Annotated in this window: 15 protein-coding genes and 1 pseudogene; 3 read left to right on the forward strand and 13 right to left on the reverse strand. The window is 67.5% G+C overall.

The window, feature by feature from the left end; all coding sequences use genetic code 11:
- Window positions 1–3: 3 nt before the first annotated feature.
- Together OVA21_RS19040 and OVA21_RS19045 are read right to left on the reverse strand one after the other, a co-directional pair.
- Window positions 4–252, reverse strand: coding sequence for a hypothetical protein (locus tag OVA21_RS19040; RefSeq protein WP_268093218.1), 249 nt, complete (start codon window positions 250–252; stop codon window positions 4–6).
- A gap of 22 nt (window positions 253–274) precedes the next feature.
- Window positions 275–631, reverse strand: coding sequence for a hypothetical protein (locus OVA21_RS19045; protein WP_268093219.1), 357 nt, complete (start codon window positions 629–631; stop codon window positions 275–277).
- Between the two features lie 261 nt (window positions 632–892).
- Here OVA21_RS19045 and mobF point away from each other — a divergent pair, with 261 nt between their 5' ends.
- Entirely contained in the window at window positions 893–5191 is a 4299-nt protein-coding gene (gene mobF, locus OVA21_RS19050; protein ID WP_268093245.1) for a MobF family relaxase, read from the forward strand.
- A gap of 166 nt (window positions 5192–5357) precedes the next feature.
- Here the strand turns inward: mobF and OVA21_RS19055 are convergent, their stop codons facing one another.
- Window positions 5358–5663 carry a hypothetical protein gene (locus OVA21_RS19055; RefSeq protein ID WP_268093220.1) on the reverse strand — a complete coding sequence of 102 codons (306 nt, stop codon included), beginning with the start codon at window positions 5661–5663 and terminating at the stop codon, window positions 5358–5360.
- A 140-nt stretch (window positions 5664–5803) separates the two neighbouring features.
- Window positions 5804–6220, reverse strand: a complete 417-nt coding sequence (locus OVA21_RS19060; protein ID WP_268093221.1) for a hypothetical protein — start codon at window positions 6218–6220, stop codon at window positions 5804–5806.
- Window positions 6221–6463: 243 nt separating this feature from the next.
- On the opposite strand from OVA21_RS19060, the gene OVA21_RS19065 reads away from it, so the two are divergent.
- The gene (locus OVA21_RS19065) at window positions 6464–7555 is read left to right on the forward strand and encodes an IS110 family transposase (RefSeq protein ID WP_202959131.1); all 1092 of its coding nucleotides are present in this window, start codon (window positions 6464–6466) and stop codon (window positions 7553–7555) included.
- Window positions 7556–8040: 485 nt separating this feature from the next.
- Here OVA21_RS19065 and OVA21_RS19070 read toward each other — a convergent pair whose 3' ends face one another.
- The 7 genes from OVA21_RS19070 to OVA21_RS19100 all read right to left on the reverse strand — a co-directional run bounded on the left by OVA21_RS19070 (window position 8041) and on the right by OVA21_RS19100 (window position 14936).
- On the reverse strand, window positions 8041–8274 hold the full coding sequence (locus OVA21_RS19070) for a helix-turn-helix domain-containing protein (protein WP_268093222.1): 234 nt from the start codon (window positions 8272–8274) through the stop codon (window positions 8041–8043).
- A 176-nt stretch (window positions 8275–8450) separates the two neighbouring features.
- Complete coding sequence (locus OVA21_RS19075) at window positions 8451–9485, reverse strand: PDDEXK nuclease domain-containing protein (RefSeq protein WP_268093223.1); 1035 nt, start codon at window positions 9483–9485, stop codon at window positions 8451–8453.
- 78 nt (window positions 9486–9563) lie between these two features.
- Entirely contained in the window at window positions 9564–11519 is a 1956-nt protein-coding gene (locus OVA21_RS19080) for a hypothetical protein (RefSeq protein WP_268093224.1), read from the reverse strand.
- A gap of 806 nt (window positions 11520–12325) precedes the next feature.
- Window positions 12326–12574 (reverse strand): hypothetical protein, encoded by a 249-nt coding sequence (locus OVA21_RS19085; RefSeq protein WP_259842317.1) that lies wholly within the window; start codon window positions 12572–12574, stop codon window positions 12326–12328.
- The gene (locus OVA21_RS19090) at window positions 12567–13151 is read right to left on the reverse strand and encodes a ParA family protein (protein ID WP_268093225.1); all 585 of its coding nucleotides are present in this window, start codon (window positions 13149–13151) and stop codon (window positions 12567–12569) included. The genes OVA21_RS19085 and OVA21_RS19090 overlap by 8 nt, the downstream gene beginning before the upstream one ends.
- A 643-nt stretch (window positions 13152–13794) precedes the next feature.
- Window positions 13795–14508, reverse strand: coding sequence for an SOS response-associated peptidase (locus OVA21_RS19095; RefSeq protein ID WP_268093226.1), 714 nt, complete (start codon window positions 14506–14508; stop codon window positions 13795–13797).
- 188 nt (window positions 14509–14696) lie between these two features.
- Entirely contained in the window at window positions 14697–14936 is a 240-nt protein-coding gene (locus OVA21_RS19100) for a hypothetical protein (RefSeq protein WP_268093227.1), read from the reverse strand.
- Window positions 14937–15164: 228 nt separating this feature from the next.
- Here OVA21_RS19100 and OVA21_RS19105 point away from each other — a divergent pair.
- Window positions 15165–16566, forward strand: a pseudogene (locus OVA21_RS19105) (IS1380 family transposase).
- A gap of 193 nt (window positions 16567–16759) precedes the next feature.
- Here the strand turns inward: OVA21_RS19105 and OVA21_RS19110 are convergent.
- Window positions 16760–17383: a hypothetical protein gene (locus OVA21_RS19110; protein WP_268093228.1), complete on the reverse strand. Its 624-nt coding sequence runs from the start codon at window positions 17381–17383 to the stop codon at window positions 16760–16762.
- Window positions 17384–17792: 409 nt separating this feature from the next.
- Window positions 17793–18362, reverse strand: a complete 570-nt coding sequence (locus OVA21_RS19115) for a hypothetical protein (RefSeq protein WP_268093229.1) — start codon at window positions 18360–18362, stop codon at window positions 17793–17795.
- Window positions 18363–18404: the final 42 nt, after the last annotated feature.

The raw sequence follows: 18404 nt of genomic DNA on the forward strand, positions 1-18404 counted from the left end.
GGTTCATTCCGCGGTCGAATAGCCGACCAGATGCAACTCCGCCCGGTTGCGCGTATACCCATCGACGCCACTGATCGCTGAAATGAGAAACCAGCACCCGTCCCCGGGTGCTTTGACCACGCGGGACCAGAACGCGTCGATCGCCGCCTGAGTGGGCGGCAGGGTCGCGCTATAGGGACGCGACCGCCGCGCCGCGCCAACCGGGACGGGAGCCGGCGCGATCAATTCCAGGCCCGGCAGAGGAATGTCCAAGTCTGCGGGACTGGTGCGCGGGTCAGTGTGACTCGGCACCGTTGTGGTCCGAGGTCGTGTCCGACGCCTGCTCATCAGTGGTCTCCGGCGTGGAATCCCCGGTGGCGCCCCGGTCCTTCGCGGCGCGGATTGCCGCGCCGACCTCACGGGCGGACAGACCGGTCATCTCGGCCAAATCCGACTGGGCGACCCCAAGGTTCTTGAGCTCGATCAGTGCCTCCCCCAGGGCGGCCTCGGCATCGGTGCGGGCGTCGATCGCGGAGAACACCGCCACAAGCTTGGACTCGCGCTTGCGCGCCCGCTCCAGCTCGTCCGCCATCGCCTGGCGGGCACGAGCCCGCGCGGTCTGGGAACGCGAATCAGTCTTCGTAGCAGCCATGGCCCAAACCCTAGAGCACTCCTACGACACCCGCGAGCACCAACCACTCCCCCATCCGACCACCGTTACGTTCCTTCTGGCCGCAGTAAAGCAGCCAACTCCCCCGGTAAGACCCAACACTCGCTACCGCTCGACTAAACAGCCACACACCATAGGCATTACCAATGTCCGTGGGGAAGTGCTGGTCAGCGGCCCGCGCCGGGTGCGGCGCAGTCGGGGCCGTAGACGCCCCCGTTTCGGCCCTCTAGGCTGGCCCTCGTGATGAGTCTGCGGGCGGTGCACGCGGGGACTGGATACCAGTACCTGTTGCGCTCGGTGGCGACTCACGACGCCGACCCCGAGGGGCAGTCCCTGTCGGACTACTACACCGCCAAGGGCACCCCGCCGGGGCGGTGGATCGGCTCGGGGATCGCCGGACTCGACTCGGAGAACGTGACCGTCGGGGCGGTCGTCACCGAGGAGCAGATGGCCGCTCTCTACGGCGAGGGTCTGCACCCGGACGCCAACGACAAGTTGGAGGCCGGCGAGCCGCTTTCGGCGTGCAAGCTCGGGCGTGCTTTCCCGTTCTACACGGCGGGTGTCCCGGTTCTGGAGGCGCTATCGGCCGCCGAGAAGGCGTTCCGCCAGAGCGAGGGACGACGCCCCGACGAGGTCGAACGAGGCGAGATCGCCGAGAAGGTCGGCCGCCCGTTCTACATGGCCGAAGGGGGCTACTCCCACGCCTCCGGTGCGGACGTCATCGCGTTCGTGAACCGCGAACGAGACAAGGTCCGCCAGGCCGTCGCCGGGTTCGACTTCACCTTCTCTCCGGTGAAGAGCGTGTCGGTTCTGTGGGCGCTCGCGGACGAGAAGACCGCCTCGCAGATCGCCGCGATTCACCACGAAGCCGTCGCCGAAGCCCTCGCCTGGGCCGAGGACAACGCGGTCTACACCAGGGTCGCAACCAACGGCATCGAGCAGGTCAAGACCAAGGGGATTGTCGCCTCTGAGTTCACCCACTTCGACACCCGAGGCGGGGACCCGGACCTGCACTCCCACGTCCTGTTGGCGAACAAGGTGCAGACCGAGGACGGGCAGTGGAAGACACTCGACTCCCGCACCATCCACCAGATGCACCAGGTGATCGGTGCTCGCTACAACAACGCCCTCCAGGACCGACTCGCCCGCCGGATAGGCCTGGAGTTCACCGCCCGATACCCCGACCCGACCAAGTCCCCGGTGTGGGAAGTCGCAGGCGTTCCGGCCCGCCTCTGCGATGCGTTCTCCTCCCGCCGACGGCTCGCTCGCCCGGTGTACGAGCAGCTCGTCGCCGAGTACGTCGCCAAGCACGGCCACCAGCCGGCGCAGCGTGCCGGATACGCCCTGTGGCAGAAGGCGATCCTGGACACCCGCGACGCGAAGAAGCCCGCGGAATCACTGTCCGAGCATCGCCGGAACTGGCGCGAGTCGGCCGCCCGGGTCGTCGGAGAGGTCGCCGTCGACCGTCTCCTGGACGACGTCCGCGCCGCCGGTCCCGAGTCCCACGCCCGGCCGGTGTTCGACCCGGCCGAGCACGCCGACACCGTCGCCGCCGAGGCGATCCGAGCGGTCACCGGCAAGCGGGCCCAGTTCCGCACCTCGCACGTCGACACCGCCGTGTCCGTGGCGTTGAAGGGGTACCGATTCACCTCTGACGACCACCGCCGGCACGCCCACGACGTCGCCCTCCGGGCTGCCATGACGGGCCATGCCGTGCGCCTCACTCCTGGGGAGCTGCTGGACCTTCCGAGCGCCCTCACTGCCGCCAATGGGGCGGCCATCGACCGCCGCGCAGGCGCCGAGGTCTACACCACCCGTGGCGTCCTGGAGGCCGAGAAGTCCGTCCTCGACGCCGCCCGCGAACCCGTCACCGTGTGCGCCACCGACACGGGCGTCGACGCCGCCCTGGCCCGCCACCAGGAGGCCAACGGCTGGTCTCTCAACGACGGACAGACCGCCCTCGCCCGTCACCTCGCGAACTCCGGGACGCTCGTCGCCGCAGGGGTCGGCCCCGCCGGAACCGGCAAGACCGCGAGCATGAAAGTCGTCGTGGACACCTGGCAATCCACGGGGCGAAACGTCCATGGACTGGCCCCCTCGGCTGCCGCCGCGTCCGTCCTCGCCGAGGAGACCGGAGCCGACTCGCACACCATCGACTCGCTCGTGTTCACCTGGCGCGGCCACCACCCGACCGCACCCGGACGCAGCCTCGACGCGCTCCCGGTCACCATCCGAGAAGGCGACATGCTGCTCGTGGACGAGGCCGGAATGGCGTCCACCGACCAGCTGGCCGCGCTGACCGAGATCGCCCGTGAAGCAGGGGCGGTCGTCCGTCTCATCGGCGACCCGCACCAGCTGTCCGCCGTGGCCGGCGGCGGGCTGTTCGCCGCCGTGACGCAGACCCCCGGAACGCCCGAACTGCGCGACGTCATGCGGATGGGAGCCGACCGGGAACAGGCCGACGCCACACTCGGATTGCGTCACGGTGACGCTTCATCCCTGGACGTTTACACCGAGCGCGGATGGGGCACCGGGGGTGCCCGCGAGCAGATGCTCACCGACGCCGTCGCCGCCTACCTCGCCGACACCGAAGCCGGTCGCGACAGTCTCATTATCGCCGCCCGCAACACGGACGTGGACACCATGAACGAGGTGATCCGCGCCCACCGCATCGACGCCGGCCAGGTCGACACGAGCCGAGAGACGACCGTCGCCCGCGGGGACATCGTCGGGGTCGGCGACACGGTCATCACCCGGTCGAACTCAACCCTCCGAGACGCCGACGGGAGCGCCTGCGGGCGGGTGCTCAACGGGCAACTGTTCACCGTCACCGGACTCACGGACGACGGCTCTCTGGCCGTCCGGGACCGCCGTACCGGTGACCGGCTCACCATCCCCGCGCACTACGCCACCGACAACGTCCATCTCGGCTACGCCAGCACCATTCACCGCGCCCAGGGCGCGACCGTGGACACCACCCACGCCGTGGTGGACACCTCCGTCGATCGGGCCGGGCTGTACGTCGCCATGACGCGAGGCAAGCACGAGAACCGCGCCTACGCCGTGTGCGAGGCGCACGTCGATCCGTTCGCCGAGGACGGGCACCTGCACTCCGCCGGCGAACGGCAGGCCCCCACCCCCCGCCAGGTTTTGGAGACCGTCCTGGCCCGCGATACACGCGAGCGGTCGGCCACCGAAACCCTCCGCGACGAGCTGGCCCACGCCACCTCCACCGAACGGCTCGACGCGTTGTACCGGCACGGTGCGGACCTCGCGGCGGCGGCGTTCACCGCCGAAACCCTGCCCGCCTACCTCGACGCCCTCCCCCGCGCCCTGGCCGCCCCCATCGAGAACAACCCAGACCAGCGGGCCGCCGTGAAACGCGCCTGGACCGACGCCGCTCTCGCCGGCCACGACCCCCGCCAGGCGTGGACCCACGCCACCGACGGACTTGATGCCGCCGACCGACCCGGCGCCCTCCTGGCACACCGCATCCGCGAGGCCACCGGACCCCGCGACGGGCTACCCACTGCCCCACCCGCCACACCGGGCGGCGACGCCGAACTCGCCGCTTGGCTGGCCGCCACCCGCGACGAGCTCACCTCCCAGACCGACAGCGGACCCGACGCGGACCGCCTGGACGCCGCCCGCGAACGGATGACCACCTCGCCCCACGCAAGGCTCGACGACCACGAGCTGGCCACCCGACTCCGGCAGGCCCGCACCACGGTGGAGCAGACCCGCGCCTACACCGAGCGTGCCGAGGAACGCCTGGCCGGTGCCCGCCGCCTTGACGAGCACGAACGCGACACTCGCTACCAGGAGCTGCTGCGCCGCCACGCCGAGCTCGACGCCCACGCCGAGGCGATCGGCCAGGCCATCCCGATCGGCCAGCAACTACGTGAGGTCCGCGCCGAACTACGCCGAGCCGACACCCAGCGGCGGAACGCCACCATCGAGCTTGCCAAGCTCGGGCGAATGGCCCTACGCCGCCGAGCCGACGCCCAGCAACGCCTAGAGGTCGCCAGCACCGATGTCGAGCACTGGCAGCACCTCGAGCGGCACCTGGCCGAGCAGTGGCACGGCCTCACCCGTGATCTCGGACCGGAACACACCTGGGACCGCGTCCTGGCCGAGGCCGCCGACACCGACCGGCGCCAGCGAGACCTCGACAATGCCCGCCGGGACAACCGCGTCCACCAGGCGACGTTCGAACCCTCCACGCGACAAGCACGACAGCGGCAACGAGACGCCGAAACCACCCTGGCCGACCTCACCGGGGAGATCGACCGCCGCGCCGCCCTCACCGACGCCGCCCGCGCCGCCGAGGACACCGCCCGCGCCGAACACCGAGACCGCCCCCTGGAGGTCGCCCTCGACATCCCCGACCCGTCCGACACGCCCGACCCGTTCGACGTCTCCCCCTTCTCCGCGTCCCACAGGAGCCCCGAACGGGGCAGAGGCTACGGTTCCTCCCCCACTACCAGCCCCTCCCCCGGACTGGCGCCGGCATCCGACCCGGACTTCGGGCCGGGCCTGTAAATCCCGCGACGATCAGACACCACCCGGCAGCACGCCCGTAGGGCACATTCTGCGTTTGTCACCGCTTGTCACCGCGAGCCGACAGTGCTGTAGCGCTACAGCGCTGCCATGCTCTAGCGCTGAATTCTGATTCGTCTTTGCCGCCTTGTCGCCGTGGCCGGGGTACTCACTCGGTGGGATCGCCGAGGATGTGGGGTTGGCCGGCCAGGTCGGTGTAGATCCCGTCGGTGTAATGGCCGGTGGCGGAGTAGGCGTCCATGCACACCGCGTACACCTGCGCCGCCAACCCCGCAGCGTCGACGCCACCGTCGGCTCGCCGCTGGGGAGTCACGATCGCCGAGCGGGGGCCGATCGAGATGCGGCGCGCCCGGAAGTCGCCGCGGCGGGCCAGGTGGATAGCAGCCTCGACCACGTCGGGGTAGCTGCCGCGCAGCGGTTGTGCGATGGCGTTGTCCTCGGCGGAGGGATTCATGCTGCCAGCGTGGCTTTCTCGGGATCGCCGTTCTGGCTTCTGCTCGTACCGGTGGTCGGATCTGTGGATGGCCCGCAGGCGTGTGGATGACTCTGGCCACAGCTAGACCTGCGGTAGATCTCATTCGGGCAGGGACAGATCTAGGAGTCCTCCCCGTTGTCGGAGTCGGTCGAGCCCGTTCGAAGGAGGCTGGCCAGGGACTGGGGGCCGTGGGTGAGGGGTCTGTCTCCTGCGATGAGTCCACGTTCGGAGAGGGCTCGTTGCAGGTGAGTGAGTGCCTGCCCGTGGGAAAGCAGGTCCTCGCTGGTGAAGCGGTCCAGGTGCACGGTCCCGGAGTCATCGACCCATGCCTTGGACGTGCGGAGCTTGTGTGCCTGGGTGGAGGTGATGGCCGTGCCCTCGAAGAAATATCCCGGCGAGGTCCCCTCCTGCGTGTGCGTCAGCAGACCGAGTTCCGCGCACCAGTGGTTGATGTAGTACCGCACGGTGATGCCGTCCCTGGACCAGGGCTGACAGTGATGATGTGTGTAGTGGTTCTTCGGGCGGGTCTGACTCACGGGCTGACAGTGATGATGTGTGTAGTGGTTCTTCGGGCGGGTCTGACTCACGGGCTGACCGTCGCGGTGGCTGACTAGAAGCGGATTTGTCGGCCCGCTCGGGGGATCGCTACGCACGCGACCGGACGGGCGTTTGTGACCTCATAGGAGCTTGGTTCAGAAGCCCCGCCACTGTCTTGTCCGCCCGCCTGGCCGGCGCGTGCTGCCCCACCGGGATCAACGAGAAAGGCAGCAGTGACCATGATGTCCGATCAGCACGTGCATGTCATCGCCGGAGTGGATACGCATGGCCAGACCCATCACGCGGCGGTGATCGACTCCCTCGGGCGGCATCTGGCCGACCGAGAGTTCCCGGCCACGGGTTCCGGGTACCGGCAGCTACTTTCATGGCTCGGCGGCCACGGCACCGTGCAGGCCGTTGGGGTCGAGGGCACCGGAGCCTACGGCGCCGAGCTGTCTCGGGTGCTGGCCCGGGCCGGACTACCGGTGGTCGAAGTCGACCGACCCGACCGCAAGACCCGGCGGATGAAGGGCAAGTCCGACCCGATAGACGCCTATGCCGCTGCTACCGCGGTCGCCTCCGGGCGTGCCACTGGCGTGCCGAAGACCCGCGACGGGATCGTGGAGGCCGTCCGAGCCTTGCGTGTGCCTCGGCGCTCCGCGGTCAAGGCCCGCACCCAAGCGATCAACCAGGCCAGGCAGCTGGTGATCACCGCTCCGGAGGAATTGCGAGCCCAGTTGCGTGGCCTGCCCGCCCGCGAGCTGGCCGCAGTCTGCGCCCGGTTCCGTCCCGGCGACCTCGCTAGTCCCCTCGGCGCGACCAAGGCGGCACTACGCATTCTGAGCCGCCGGATCCTGGCACTGAGTGAGGAGATCGCCGACCTCGACGTCGAGCTGAAAGCCCTGACCGCGCAGACGGCTCCGACCCTGATGAACCGCATGGGCGTGGGACCTGACGTCGCCGGGCAGCTTCTGGCCACCGCGGGCGACAACCCAGACAGGCTGCGCTCTGAAGCGGCGTTCGCGCACCTGTGCGGCGTGGCCCCGATCCCTGCCTCTTCAGGACGACGAGACCGACACCGACTCAACCGCGGTGGCGACCGGGCCGCGAACCACGCCCTGCATACCATCGCACTGAGCCGCATGCGCTGGGACGAACGCACCCGCTCCTACGTTGACCGACGAACCGCGCAAGGCCTGTCCAAGAAAGACATCATGCGCTGCCTCAAACGCCACATCGCGCGCGAGATCTACCATGCCCTGATCAACGACCTACAGGCTCGCGACCCCGCCACCCAAGCACCGACCACCGCCGACCTCGCCAAAGCCGCTTGACATCCATAGGAGCATCCGACCAGCGGCTTGACGCCGGGTTTGTCGGGGAACGGGCGCCGCACGTAGGGATCGTCAAACTCGGGAAGGTGAGGCTCCAGCAGCGCAGAGAACCGTTCCTGGGCTCCGCCGGCAGCGCGACAAGGGTAGAAGTGTTCCGCCACTGTCGCGGGACGAAGCGGAACGGTCAGGGTGTGCCCGTACATGGTGGATATGCGCAGGTACACGAAGGGGATCTCGGACAGGAGTTGCCCGTCGGCGTCGACAGGGATGAACGGGGTACACACCACTGTGTGGCAGGTGTCGGCCACCGCGTGGAGAAGTCGACACGCCGCCCGCGCCAGAGTGAGCGCGTCGTCCGTCGGGGACCGGAGCTCGAAGAGCGCGGAGGTGATAGCTTCCCGCTGAGACGGCGTCGGCGCTAGACACTCGGCGTAAATCTTGATCCGCTTCACGCTCACAGCCGGTACCGCCGGTCAGCGCATGCGTCACGGACCTCTCGAAAGACCGGCGACGAAGGTGCTCGCGTCGGTGCCCAATGCCGTGGCCAGGGAGACGATGTTGAGTAGCGCGATGTTGCGTTCCCCGCGCTCGACCGAGCTGACATAGGTGCGGTGCATCCCGCAGCGGTGCGCGAGCTCTTCCTGGGAGAGGCCGATGGCGGTGCGCTGATGGCGCAGGCGGCGACCGAACTCCTCGAGAAGGTCCGCGTCATCCTGCACCCACCTAACATCCAGCGACGACGACTAAGAGTCTACAGACTATAAGTTTCATTTCTTCGGGCGCATGTTCTGCACAAAGTCGGGTGTGGCCTCGACGACGGGGACAACGCCCGAGGCGGGCAGGCGGGATCGTCGATGACTCGGCCGTTGCCGGGGTTGGGTTGGTGGAGGGCCTGCTACCTGGTCTCGGGTTCGTTCTCGCCCGAGGTGGTGTCGGCGAGGGTGGTGTCGACGAGTGCTTCGATCTCGTCGGTGGTAGGCAGGTGCAGTCCTGCCGCTTCGGCGGGGCGGGTGGTGTAGTCGGCCAGGGCGTAGCGGACGACGGCGTCCGATCGGGTCGCGCACAGCAGGAGCCCGATCGTGGGGGCGTGCAGGGCGGGGTTGCGCAGGGTGTCGTCGACCAGGGCGACGCAGAAGCCGAGCTGGCCGGCGTAGTCGGGTTTGAACCGGTCGATCTTGAGCTCGACGACGACGTAGCGGAGTTGGTCGGTGTGGAAGAACACCAGGTCGGGGAAGTAGTCCTCGCCGTCGACGTCGAAGCGCAGTTGTCGGCCGACGAAGGTGAATCCGCGTCCGAGTTCCATCAGGGTCTCGGTGAGGCGGTCCATGAGGGCCTGCTCGAGGTCCCGTTCGGTGGCCCTCTCCCCCAGGGCCAGGAAGTCGAACACGTAGGGATCCTTGATCACCTGGGCGGCGCGGCTGGCCTCGCGGGGTTCGAGGTGCTGGTCGAAATTGGTGGGGGCGGCGCCGAGCCGGTCGTGCAGGCCGGTGGACAGGTGGTGGTGCAGGACCGCGCGGGTCCAGGAGTGCTCGACGGCCTGGGCGGCGTACCACCTACGTAGCTGGGGGTCGTCGGTGCGGGCCAGGAGCTCGATGATGTGCCCCCAGGGAAGTTGTCCAACAGGCTGTTGGACAACTTCGTCCCACGTCCACGCAGCGGCGAACCGACGCATGGAGTGAATGTTCGCCCGGCCCAGTCCCTTGAGGTCGGGAAACTGCTTGCGCAGGTCGTCGGAGAGTCGATCGACGACCTTGGTGCCCCATCCTTCCTCGGCTTGGCGTTCCAGGATGGTGTTGCCGATCGTCCAGTACAGCTGGACCATCCCCGTAGAGACCACGCGCAGGGCACGGGTCTGGGCGGCGCGCACCTCGGCGGTCAGACGGGCCAGAACCTGGTCATACCCTGCCGGTGGGTGCGCTGGCGTCGTCATGGCGCCACCCTATCCACGCCGGTCGCAGACACATCTGCGCCGCGCGAGCACGCATCTCCGGTGGGCACGTGGATGCGGTCAGGCGGCGGTGGTGCCGACCCGGTAGGCGCTGACGAGCATCTCGGGTGCCGGCAGGGCGGCTCTGCTCTCGGCGACCAGGCTGCGCCAGGATTCAGGGTCGAGGTGGCGGTGGGCGTCTTGGGCGACCATCGCCGCGGCCCACACCGTGGCCTCCGGCGGGGGGCCAAGGGACGCGGCGCCGTAGGTCAAGGCGATGTCGACCGGGTGCACCTCCGCGGCGGCGGACGGGGTGGGAAACGGCCCCCACTCCCCTATCGCGTCGGAGGCGCCTGGGGCGTAGCGGGCGGTGAACCACCACACGAACACCGCTGATTGCAGCTGGTAGAGCCGCATCCTGTCGGCGTGCGCCCCGGTCACCCCGGCGGTGCGGGCCGCCGCGGCCAGGCGCCCGGCACCGGTGTAGGCGTGCCCGCGCGCATTGACCAAGCCCACGGTGCGCAGGGCCCGCCATTTGGTGCGCACCGTGGCGACGGTCACCCCGAGGGCCCGCGCAGCAGCACGGGCCCCTCCCCTGCCCCGACACGCACAGAGGTGCTGCCACAGCCGCAGGCCCAAGACTCCCAACCCGCCGGCGTGCCAGATGTCCTCGCGGGCCACCGAGAGCTCGCCGAGCACCTCCTTCCACCGAGGCTCGAAAAAAACTGCACCACTTCTTTTCTTCCCGCCCCCCGGTACGTGGAGGGTCCATGTGGCGGCCCATGGCCCGGCGGATCGCTGCGGGCGTGCCAGCCACCCCTCTTGCAGAAGTGCAGGGAGGCGGTCGTTGACGACGTCGCGGGTGCAGCCGGCGGTCAGGGCCCAGTCCCGTTCGGAGAGGTGCACGACCTCGCGGGCGGCGGCGTGCATGCGCGTGGCTAGGGCGAGCAGCAGGAGGCGGTCCTGGGCGCCGGTCTTGCCGCGCCACCTGTCGGGGTGGGCATCCACGGCGGAGAGGTGTTCGGCGATGAGCGCCTGGACGTGCTTGCGCTCGGGACTGGCCGTGGCGGGCCTGGTGGGGGTTGTCGCTGCGGCGGCCACTGCGCGGGCCCACTGTCGGCGCGCCACCTCCAGGCCGGCGCCCGGTGTACGCGGGGTGCGCGAGCTGGTGTCGGTGCGGGTGGTGCGCAGGTACTCCAGTCCGGGCCACCGTTCATCGAACGCGGCCTTGTGCAGGTCGGTGAACGTCCATCGGGCGTGTGCGCAGGCCAGCAGTAGTGACCAGGCGCGCGAGGAGGCGTCCTCTGCGGCATCCAGAGGGCGGCGTGCGAGCGCGACGTGACACGGGGCCAGGGGGCGCTTGGGTCCGGGCAGGAGGGGGTCTCCGGCTGGGTCCATCGCGACGGTGATCGATGAGGTGCTCTGGTTATTGGTGGTGGGGGCCGGGTGAGTATGTGTGAAGTGCTCGGTCAGGGTCTCGAAGAGCTCGGCCGGGCGTACGGCGGTGATTGCGGTGTCCCCGAGTGGGCGGGAGATGCCGCCGAGGCGGTGGGGTGAGCCCGGAGCACGAACACAACCGGTGACCGGATTGCGCAGGGCACCGGTATCCAAACTCGAGAACGCAGTCGAGAGCAGGTCGGCCAGATCGGCGACTCGGCGAGCAGGAACCGCGGCGTTCAGACGGACCCAGACGTGCACTCCCCCACCGGGCCCCGACAAGCACACCAGATGCGCCAGATCCGCCTCCGCGAGCACCTGGGACAGCTGCGCGGCCTCACGTCGAGCGGTCTCGGCGGTGCCGGAAGTGTGGGCGTCGAAGTCGAACGCGAGTAGCCGGAAGCGGCCATCGACATCCGTGAGCGGCACAGCGTAGGGCACCCCGCTCGGCGGGGCGCCGGCGTCGAGCCGGTGCTGGCGCACGTAGGAATGCGACAGCTCGGGATCCACCCGCACGTATGGGCGTGGGCTCCAGGCGGTGGCCAACTCGTCCCACGATGGGGCGGGCCACACGGTGGTGGTGTCGTCAGGGCAAGACACGCCGTGACGCTCCTCTGGACCGCCAGACGGGTATGGCCTACCCTGAGAGGTGCCGTCAAGCACTGCTCTCCTTCTAGGTGAGCAACCCCGAGACTCGAGCGGCAACTCGAATCTCTTCGACTTTGAGAGTCCGGCCCTCCGGCAAGAGGGCCGGACTCAGTCGTTCTAGGGGCTGCGAATGTTCAGGTGTCGACCAGGATCTCTGGCCGAGTTACGCAGACAGCGCCTCCTTGTGTTCGAGAGATCGACTGGCGATTTCCACGACAACCTGGTTCATCGAGATTCCACGAGACTCTGCCTCGGCACGGACAGCCTCGTATAGATCGACGGGGAGGCGCACCTTCAGTGCGGTCCTCTCCCCCAGGGATGGCCGGCCGGGGCCGGGTCGTTTCGTCGCCATGATGGCCACCGTGTCATTTGTGACCCCGCAAATCTCGACGACACGCTCAATTGAGTTACATACGTGTGATTCGGTGGCGGATCGCCGTCTTGCGTCGATGAGTGCGCCGTGGTGGCCAGACAAGCCCGACAGTGCTTTCACTCTCCCCGTAGTCGGCGTCACAGCACTATGACGCTATGCCGCTATAGCGTGCTGGCGCTGTAGCGCAGTGAGTGGATCACGACTTGCGTCGGGAGATGCGCGATCCCGTTGGGTGCGCACGGCTCGAGGCACACTTCCGGAGCGGGTTCAATGCTGTGGCGCCGTAGCATTGCAGCAATACGACGTTTTGGCACTGTAGTGCTACGAGGCTTCAACAACGAAGCGCTGTAGCGCTACAGCGCTATGCAGTTTCAGCGCTAGTACGCTAGAGCGCTGTAGTGCCGTGGAGGTATGACGCTAAAGCGTCGACGACGATGGTATTGGCGCGGATGCCTTCGTTGGCGGCGCGGACGCGCAGTTCGCGGGCGAGGGACTCGGGTAGGTACATCGAGGTGCGTACGCGCGGCTCAGCTCCTTCGTCTTGGCGGAATGTCGACTGAACCGGCGTGTTCTGTGTCGAGGCGTTCGCGGTGCGCTGAGCATTCAGCTGATCCTTGAGTGAGGGCTTAGCCACGGTGGTCTCCCAGGAGTTCGGTGGACAGGAGTTCAGTGAGGAGGTCGTCGTAGCCATGGAGGCGACTAGGGGGGTAGCCGAAGGACGCAGCGATCGCTTCGCGTTGGAGGATCGTCGTCTGCGCGGTTGCGATCTCGTCCGCGGCGAGGAGATCCCGAGCTTGCTCGAGTAGCCGAGTCCCGAGACGGATAGAGGTGAGCACGACGACTGTCGGCTTGTGCCGTGTGGTCGACACGGTGGGGTAGACCCGCGCGAGGTCTGCGGGGGTGGCCCGGGAAGGGATGACGACGAGGTCCGCGGCGTCGATGGCCTCCTGGATGGCCTTCGCCTCGCCGGGCGGGGTGTCCACGATTGTCAGGATGGCGGGGTCGTCGACGGGGATGGATGTACCGACCTCGAAAGGTAGGGGAGCGCCAGCCGCGGCCGCCGCTTCGGCCCACGCCATGGTCGTGCCCTGGCGGTCGAGGTCGACTACGCGCACGGACATGTCGCGAGCATGGGCCGCCGCCGCGAGATAGACGGTGGTAGTGCTCTTTCCGACTCCGCCCTTGGTGTGGGCGATCGTGAGGATGGGCATGCCGTGATGCTATGAGTCCACGACGCCGAGTGGCTGTAGCGCCACGCCACTATGGCAATAAAGCGCCACGGCGCTACGGCGCCGTGACGGGACAGTGAGTCGATGTCCTTGACGCGAGCTACCGTGCTGCGCCGTGACCAGACCTGACTTCGTCAAGCAGATCCGAGCTGCCGCTGCCCGTGTCGACGAGGCGGAATTCGTGCGGCTGCTGCGTTGGTATCGCGGTCTGGCTGGCCGCGGCGAGCTGGACTGGGGGACTGGAGGCAGTTACTGGCGGGGAGTTGCCGAGCTCCCAGAGCTCCATGCGCGTTCTTTGCAGTCAGACTTGAGGTGCGCCCACCGTGAGGCGGGGCGGCATGGGTGTCACGGTGCCGACGGCAAGCCCGCCTTTTCGGGTGGTCGCACGCTCGCGGACCTGGCTGCAGAACGTCGCCGAGGAGCTTCGTCGTAGTCGTCGAGTCCGAGCCGGCGGAGTACTGCGGCGGTCAGTGCGTCCGCGAGCCTGCGCTCTCGATCGGATGCTTGTGGCGTCGCCCGGTCCCCTTGAAGGTCGTCCTCCTCGTTCATCCTCGCCTCCTGCCCTCGTCGGGGTGGGCGAGTGTGTCATGGCACTGAGACGTCGACCGTGACGGTGGGGGAGGGGTCAGGTCAGCGGTGCAATGAGGCCTTGGTCGGTGCGGTCGAGGGTGCGGTTGTTGTTGACCGCCCGCGACACCCGGCGGGTCCGCAGGGTGCCGGCCGCCGACTTGGATTCGGCGTCCAAGACGTCGAGCTGGGCGTCCTTGTCGTCGACCTTGCCCGGGGCGAGCCAGGTGTCCCACGCGGCGGGAGAGAGGAACACCGGCATCCGGTGGTGGACCTCGCCGGCGGCGTCTTCGCCGGTACGGGTGATGATCGTGAACGTCGTCGACCACGTCCCGTCGTCGTCCTGCCGGGCGGCAATGAGACCGGCGGCGGCGAGGAGCTCGTCGCCGGGGGTGTGGATGTAGGAGGGGTTCTTGACCTTCTTGCCGCCCTCGACGACTTCCTGCCACTCGTAGTAGCCCGTCATCGGGACCAGGGCGCGCGCGGAGGAGAACGCCGAGCGGAACATGCCGTTGGTGGCAACGGTCTCCAGGCGGGCGTTGATCGGCCGGGGACCGGAGTCCTTGGCCCACGACGGGTGCAGGCCCCAGGTGGACAACTCGGCCTCACGCACGCGGACGTCGTCGACCAGGCGATCACGCACGATCGGGGCATGCGTGCGGGGCGACACCGAGTACACCGGCGACCAGTCGAATCCGTCGGCCGCGCCGTCGGCCTCGAGCGCGGAGAGGATCGCCTGTCCGGGAGCGGCGATCGAGTAGCGTCCACACATGGGCGCAACGCTAGCAGGAGAGGCCAGAAATGGCCCCTGACCTGCGCTACTTGACGTAACGCGACTTATCGGCGAAGTGGCGAGCGTGATTTGTTGATCAGACTAGTGCGTCGCGGTCAGCTGTAGTGGCGGAGCTGTAGCCGCCGCCGTCCGGGAGCGGTTTGTCGGTTCCCCAGGCTGCAACAGGGTCAGTTGTCACCCTCGATGGTGTCGAAGGCTGCGATGATGTGCGCGGTCGGGTTTGTCCCCTTTGCGAACTGCTGCACTTGTACGCCCTTTGGCCCGCCGCGGAGCTGTGATCCTTGTCGCCCCATCTTGACGCGACCGTCAGCCATGCGGACGACTTTGAGCCCGTCGGGCCATTCAGTCGTCTCGTTTCCAGCCTGGTTCTTGTAGGTTCGCGGCGTTCCAAACTTGAATTCGCTCATGGGTCGATGATGCCACTGGTGTGGTCTCGTCAGAGCCTTAGAGCTGTACTGCTCGTGGTCGCCCAGTCATACCCAGAGTGACCGGACTTCCTCACAGTGGGAGGTTAGCCCGGGTGATTCACGGGGATCTGCGGATTGCTGGGTGAAAATGCACCGAAGTGCTTTCTGAACAGGGGAAACTGGTTCTTGTCTAAGGATCCATGTTCTCCAGCAGAAAGCACTCGGTAGGTGAAGCGTACTTCGTGGTCGGCCGGTCTGTCCGTTACTGCTGATGGTGTCGGGGTGATCTCTCACGCCGGAGCCATCGCGCCACGCCTTCTGGCTGATCAGGTCGGCCTGACAGGCGAGCTATCGGGGGCCATGGCCCGCCGGCGGTTCATCCCGATCCATGACCGCGGCCGGGTGCTGATCGACACCGCGGTCATGCTCGCCGATGGCGGCGAATCGATCTCAGATATCGGCGCCCTGCGCCACCAATCTGACGCTCTGGGCCCGGTGGCCTCGGCCCCGACGGTGTGGCGCACCCTCGATGAGGTCACCGCCGGAAAGCGCAAGAAGATCCAGGTCGCGCGGGCCCGGGCTCGGCGGCACGTGTGGTCCCACCTGCCCGGCGGGGTGCCCGCATCCAAGTGTGCAGGTCGGGACCTGGGATCGACGATCGTGCTCGATGTCGATGCCACCATCGTGGTCACCCACAGCGAGAAAGAGAATGCCGCGCCGACGTACAAGCGCACGTTCGGTTACCACCGGAATCGGCGTGTGGTGCGACAACACAGAAGAGTTCCTCGCCGCGAGCTTGCGGCCGGGCAACGCCGGGTCAAACACTGCCGCCGACCACATCGACGTCCTGGGCCAGGCGATCGCGCAGATCCCCGCTGCTCACCGGCGTGACCTGCTGATTCGCTCCGATGGGGCCGGCGCCTCGCATGACTTGCTGGATTGGATCACCGAGCAGAACGGCGTCCGTGGTCGACGTGTGGAGTACTCGGTCGGCTTCTCGATCACCGCCCCGTTGCGCCGCGCCATCGCGATCTGCCCAGAGGCTGCGTGGGGGCCGGCTTTGAACCCCTCCGGCGACATCCGGGACGGGGCCGAGGTTGCCGAGCTGACCGGCTTCCTCAGTCCCAGGATGCTCGCCAAGTGGCCGGGCGGGATGCGCGTGGTCGTCCGCCGCGAACGGCCCCACCCGGGCGCCCAGTTGTCGATGTTCGAAGAAGTCGACGGGTGGCGCTACCAGGCGTTTGTCACCAACACTGCCACCGGCCAACTGCAGTTCCTCGAAGCACGGCATCGGGCTCACGCGCGGGTCGAGGACCGGATCCGCCACGCCAAGAACACCGGCTTGGGCCGTCTGCCTTCGCGGGAGTTTGCTCTCAACCAGGCCTGGCTCGTGGCGGTGATGCTCGCCGCGGACCTGGTGACCTGGACACGGATGCTGGCCTGCACCGGCGAGGCAGCAGTCCTGGCCTTGTGCGAACCCAAAGCGTTGCGCTACCGCTTCCTCCACGTCGCCGCGCGACTGGTCCGCAGCGGCCGAAGACGACGCGTGAAGATCCCCGAAACGTGGCCGTGGGCCACCGCCATAGTCGCCGTGTTCAACACGATCGCCGCGATCCCCAAACCCGCCTGACCTCACCTGCCCGCCCACGACATCACCACCCGGAGACCCGCCCACCGGCAGCGCCAGCCGGCGCTCCCGCACACCCACCAGCGAAATCGGCCCTTCCGCCACGCGAGAGCAGCGGCCCTCCCGCTCCGTGAATCACCCGGGTTAGCGAGCAATGCGTGAGTGCCGCCGTTAGGTGCAGCGGATCGAAATTGGTCTACGAGGCGGTCGCGTCGAGGGCGTCGTCGACGGGGATGCCGCGGGCCATCTTGATTAGCGCACGGATCGCAGTCTCGTTACTGGCCAAGTCGCTGCTGTCTAAGCTGACGCGATAGCGCCGCCACCGCTTGTCATAGGTGAGGGCGGATAGTCCCCAGTTCTCGATAGCAGAGTCGAGGGTGTCGGTACGGTCGATCCGCGCTTCGAGGGTGACGTTCTTCTTGCGGGGCCGGAAGGTGATGAAGTTATTTGCCAGCCCGGCCTGTTGGAGGCCGATGTAGTGCTTGTTGTACTTGAGCGTGACATTGGATCCTTCCTCGTTGATCAATTCCAGTAGTTGATCGGTCAACTTCAGAATCGCGGGGTGGGCGCGATTCTCCCAGTAGCTACGGTCGGTCTCGTGTCCAGAGTCGTCGTCTTCCTCGGGTGCGGGCAGGGCGAGGTCGAGCACCTTGGTGGCGTGCAAGGTAAGGGCACCGCCGACATCGAGTGCGGACATTTGGATCGCGATCAGCGGAATTGCCTGGTTAAACAGGCTGATGACGTTAAGGAAGCGGCCCGTAATCTCCTCGGCGACGATGGACGGCGACGTGGTCGTACTGGGGAAATCGCCGCCGTTCATTGTCCCAGTACTCGAGGGTTCGGATGATGTGGGACTCGTCTGTGGGGCCGAGTTGGATTTCGACCTCGTAGCGTGTGGTGGTTTCAGGGTCGAACAGTAGAAGATCTAGGCGACCGGCGCTCGGTTGGCGTCGCTCGACATCTTTGACATCGAGGTCAGAGATTCCTAGCCCCAAGATCGAGACATCGTTGATGATCTGCTCTTGAAGCCACCTCTCCGTGAAGAAAGGATGCGTCTTCAACGGCACCGGAACTGATCGCACAAATTCCATGAAGCGAGCTTAGGTTGCTGGAGCTCGACTAGCCACGAGGGGAGCTAAAGGTGGCGTGGACAGCGCCGAAGCCCGTCAAATCGCGACTTATCGGCGTGGCCCCGTGGCCTGAAATTACGGGCCGCCCCTCGCCTTAGATTAGGGCGTTCCCACTGTTTCCACGGTGTCCCGGAGGTCGGTGTAGGTGCACTCGGTGACACCAGGTAGGGCGGCCAGGCGGTGGAGGACGATCGACTTCTGGCCCGGGACTTCTGTGTTGAGAACGCGTGTAGGTACGACGAGGAAGCGCCAATGATCCAGGTTCAGCGGATCCAGGTCAGCCACGTCAGTGACGTCGAGGACGCAGACGACGTACACATCGGCTTGACGCCGAGACGCAGGCTCGTACCGGCCGGTGTGTGCATCCCACGCGAGGGTCTCGGGAATGCTCACGGTGGGGGTGGAGACACGAGTCTGCGCCCAGTTCTGCAGGAACGAGACGGATTTGACCTCGACCCGCAGTCCGCTCTCGGTGACGATGTCGACGGCGTCCCATTCGACGCGTACGCCGGCGTGAGTGACTCCGAGCGCGCGAGCGACGAGATACTCGGCGAACAGTCCGCGGACGGTGTTGTCGAGCAGGCTCGACATTGACCATTGCCAAAAGTCGATCACCGGCCCGCCTGGGAGATTGTTGCCGTCAGCGGTGAGGGGCTCGTCACCGGTCATTCGCGCCGGCACGATCACGCCGTGTGGCTCGATTGTGCGTCG

Source organism: Dietzia sp. SL131, from assembly GCF_026672565.1.
Taxonomy (GTDB): domain Bacteria; phylum Actinomycetota; class Actinomycetes; order Mycobacteriales; family Mycobacteriaceae; genus Dietzia; species Dietzia kunjamensis.

What these genes read in the sequence shown, in the direction of transcription:
- OVA21_RS19100 (WP_268093227.1), bottom strand. Translation starts at nt 14,936, where the DNA reads ATGAGCGAATTCAAGTTTGGAACGCCGCGAACCTACAAGAACCAGGCT.
- OVA21_RS19055 (WP_268093220.1), bottom strand. Translation starts at nt 5,663, where the DNA reads ATGAATCCCTCCGCCGAGGACAACGCCATCGCACAACCGCTGCGCGGC.
- mobF (WP_268093245.1), top strand. Translation starts at nt 893, where the DNA reads ATGAGTCTGCGGGCGGTGCACGCGGGGACTGGATACCAGTACCTGTTG.
- OVA21_RS19110 (WP_268093228.1), bottom strand. Translation starts at nt 17,383, where the DNA reads ATGAACGGCGGCGATTTCCCCAGTACGACCACGTCGCCGTCCATCGTC.
- OVA21_RS19045 (WP_268093219.1), bottom strand. Translation starts at nt 631, where the DNA reads ATGGCTGCTACGAAGACTGATTCGCGTTCCCAGACCGCGCGGGCTCGT.
- OVA21_RS19065 (WP_202959131.1), top strand. Translation starts at nt 6,464, where the DNA reads ATGTCCGATCAGCACGTGCATGTCATCGCCGGAGTGGATACGCATGGC.
- OVA21_RS19090 (WP_268093225.1), bottom strand. Translation starts at nt 13,151, where the DNA reads ATGCCCATCCTCACGATCGCCCACACCAAGGGCGGAGTCGGAAAGAGC.
- OVA21_RS19115 (WP_268093229.1), bottom strand. Translation starts at nt 18,362, where the DNA reads ATGACCGGTGACGAGCCCCTCACCGCTGACGGCAACAATCTCCCAGGC.
- OVA21_RS19075 (WP_268093223.1), bottom strand. Translation starts at nt 9,485, where the DNA reads ATGACGACGCCAGCGCACCCACCGGCAGGGTATGACCAGGTTCTGGCC.
- OVA21_RS19095 (WP_268093226.1), bottom strand. Translation starts at nt 14,508, where the DNA reads ATGTGTGGACGCTACTCGATCGCCGCTCCCGGACAGGCGATCCTCTCC.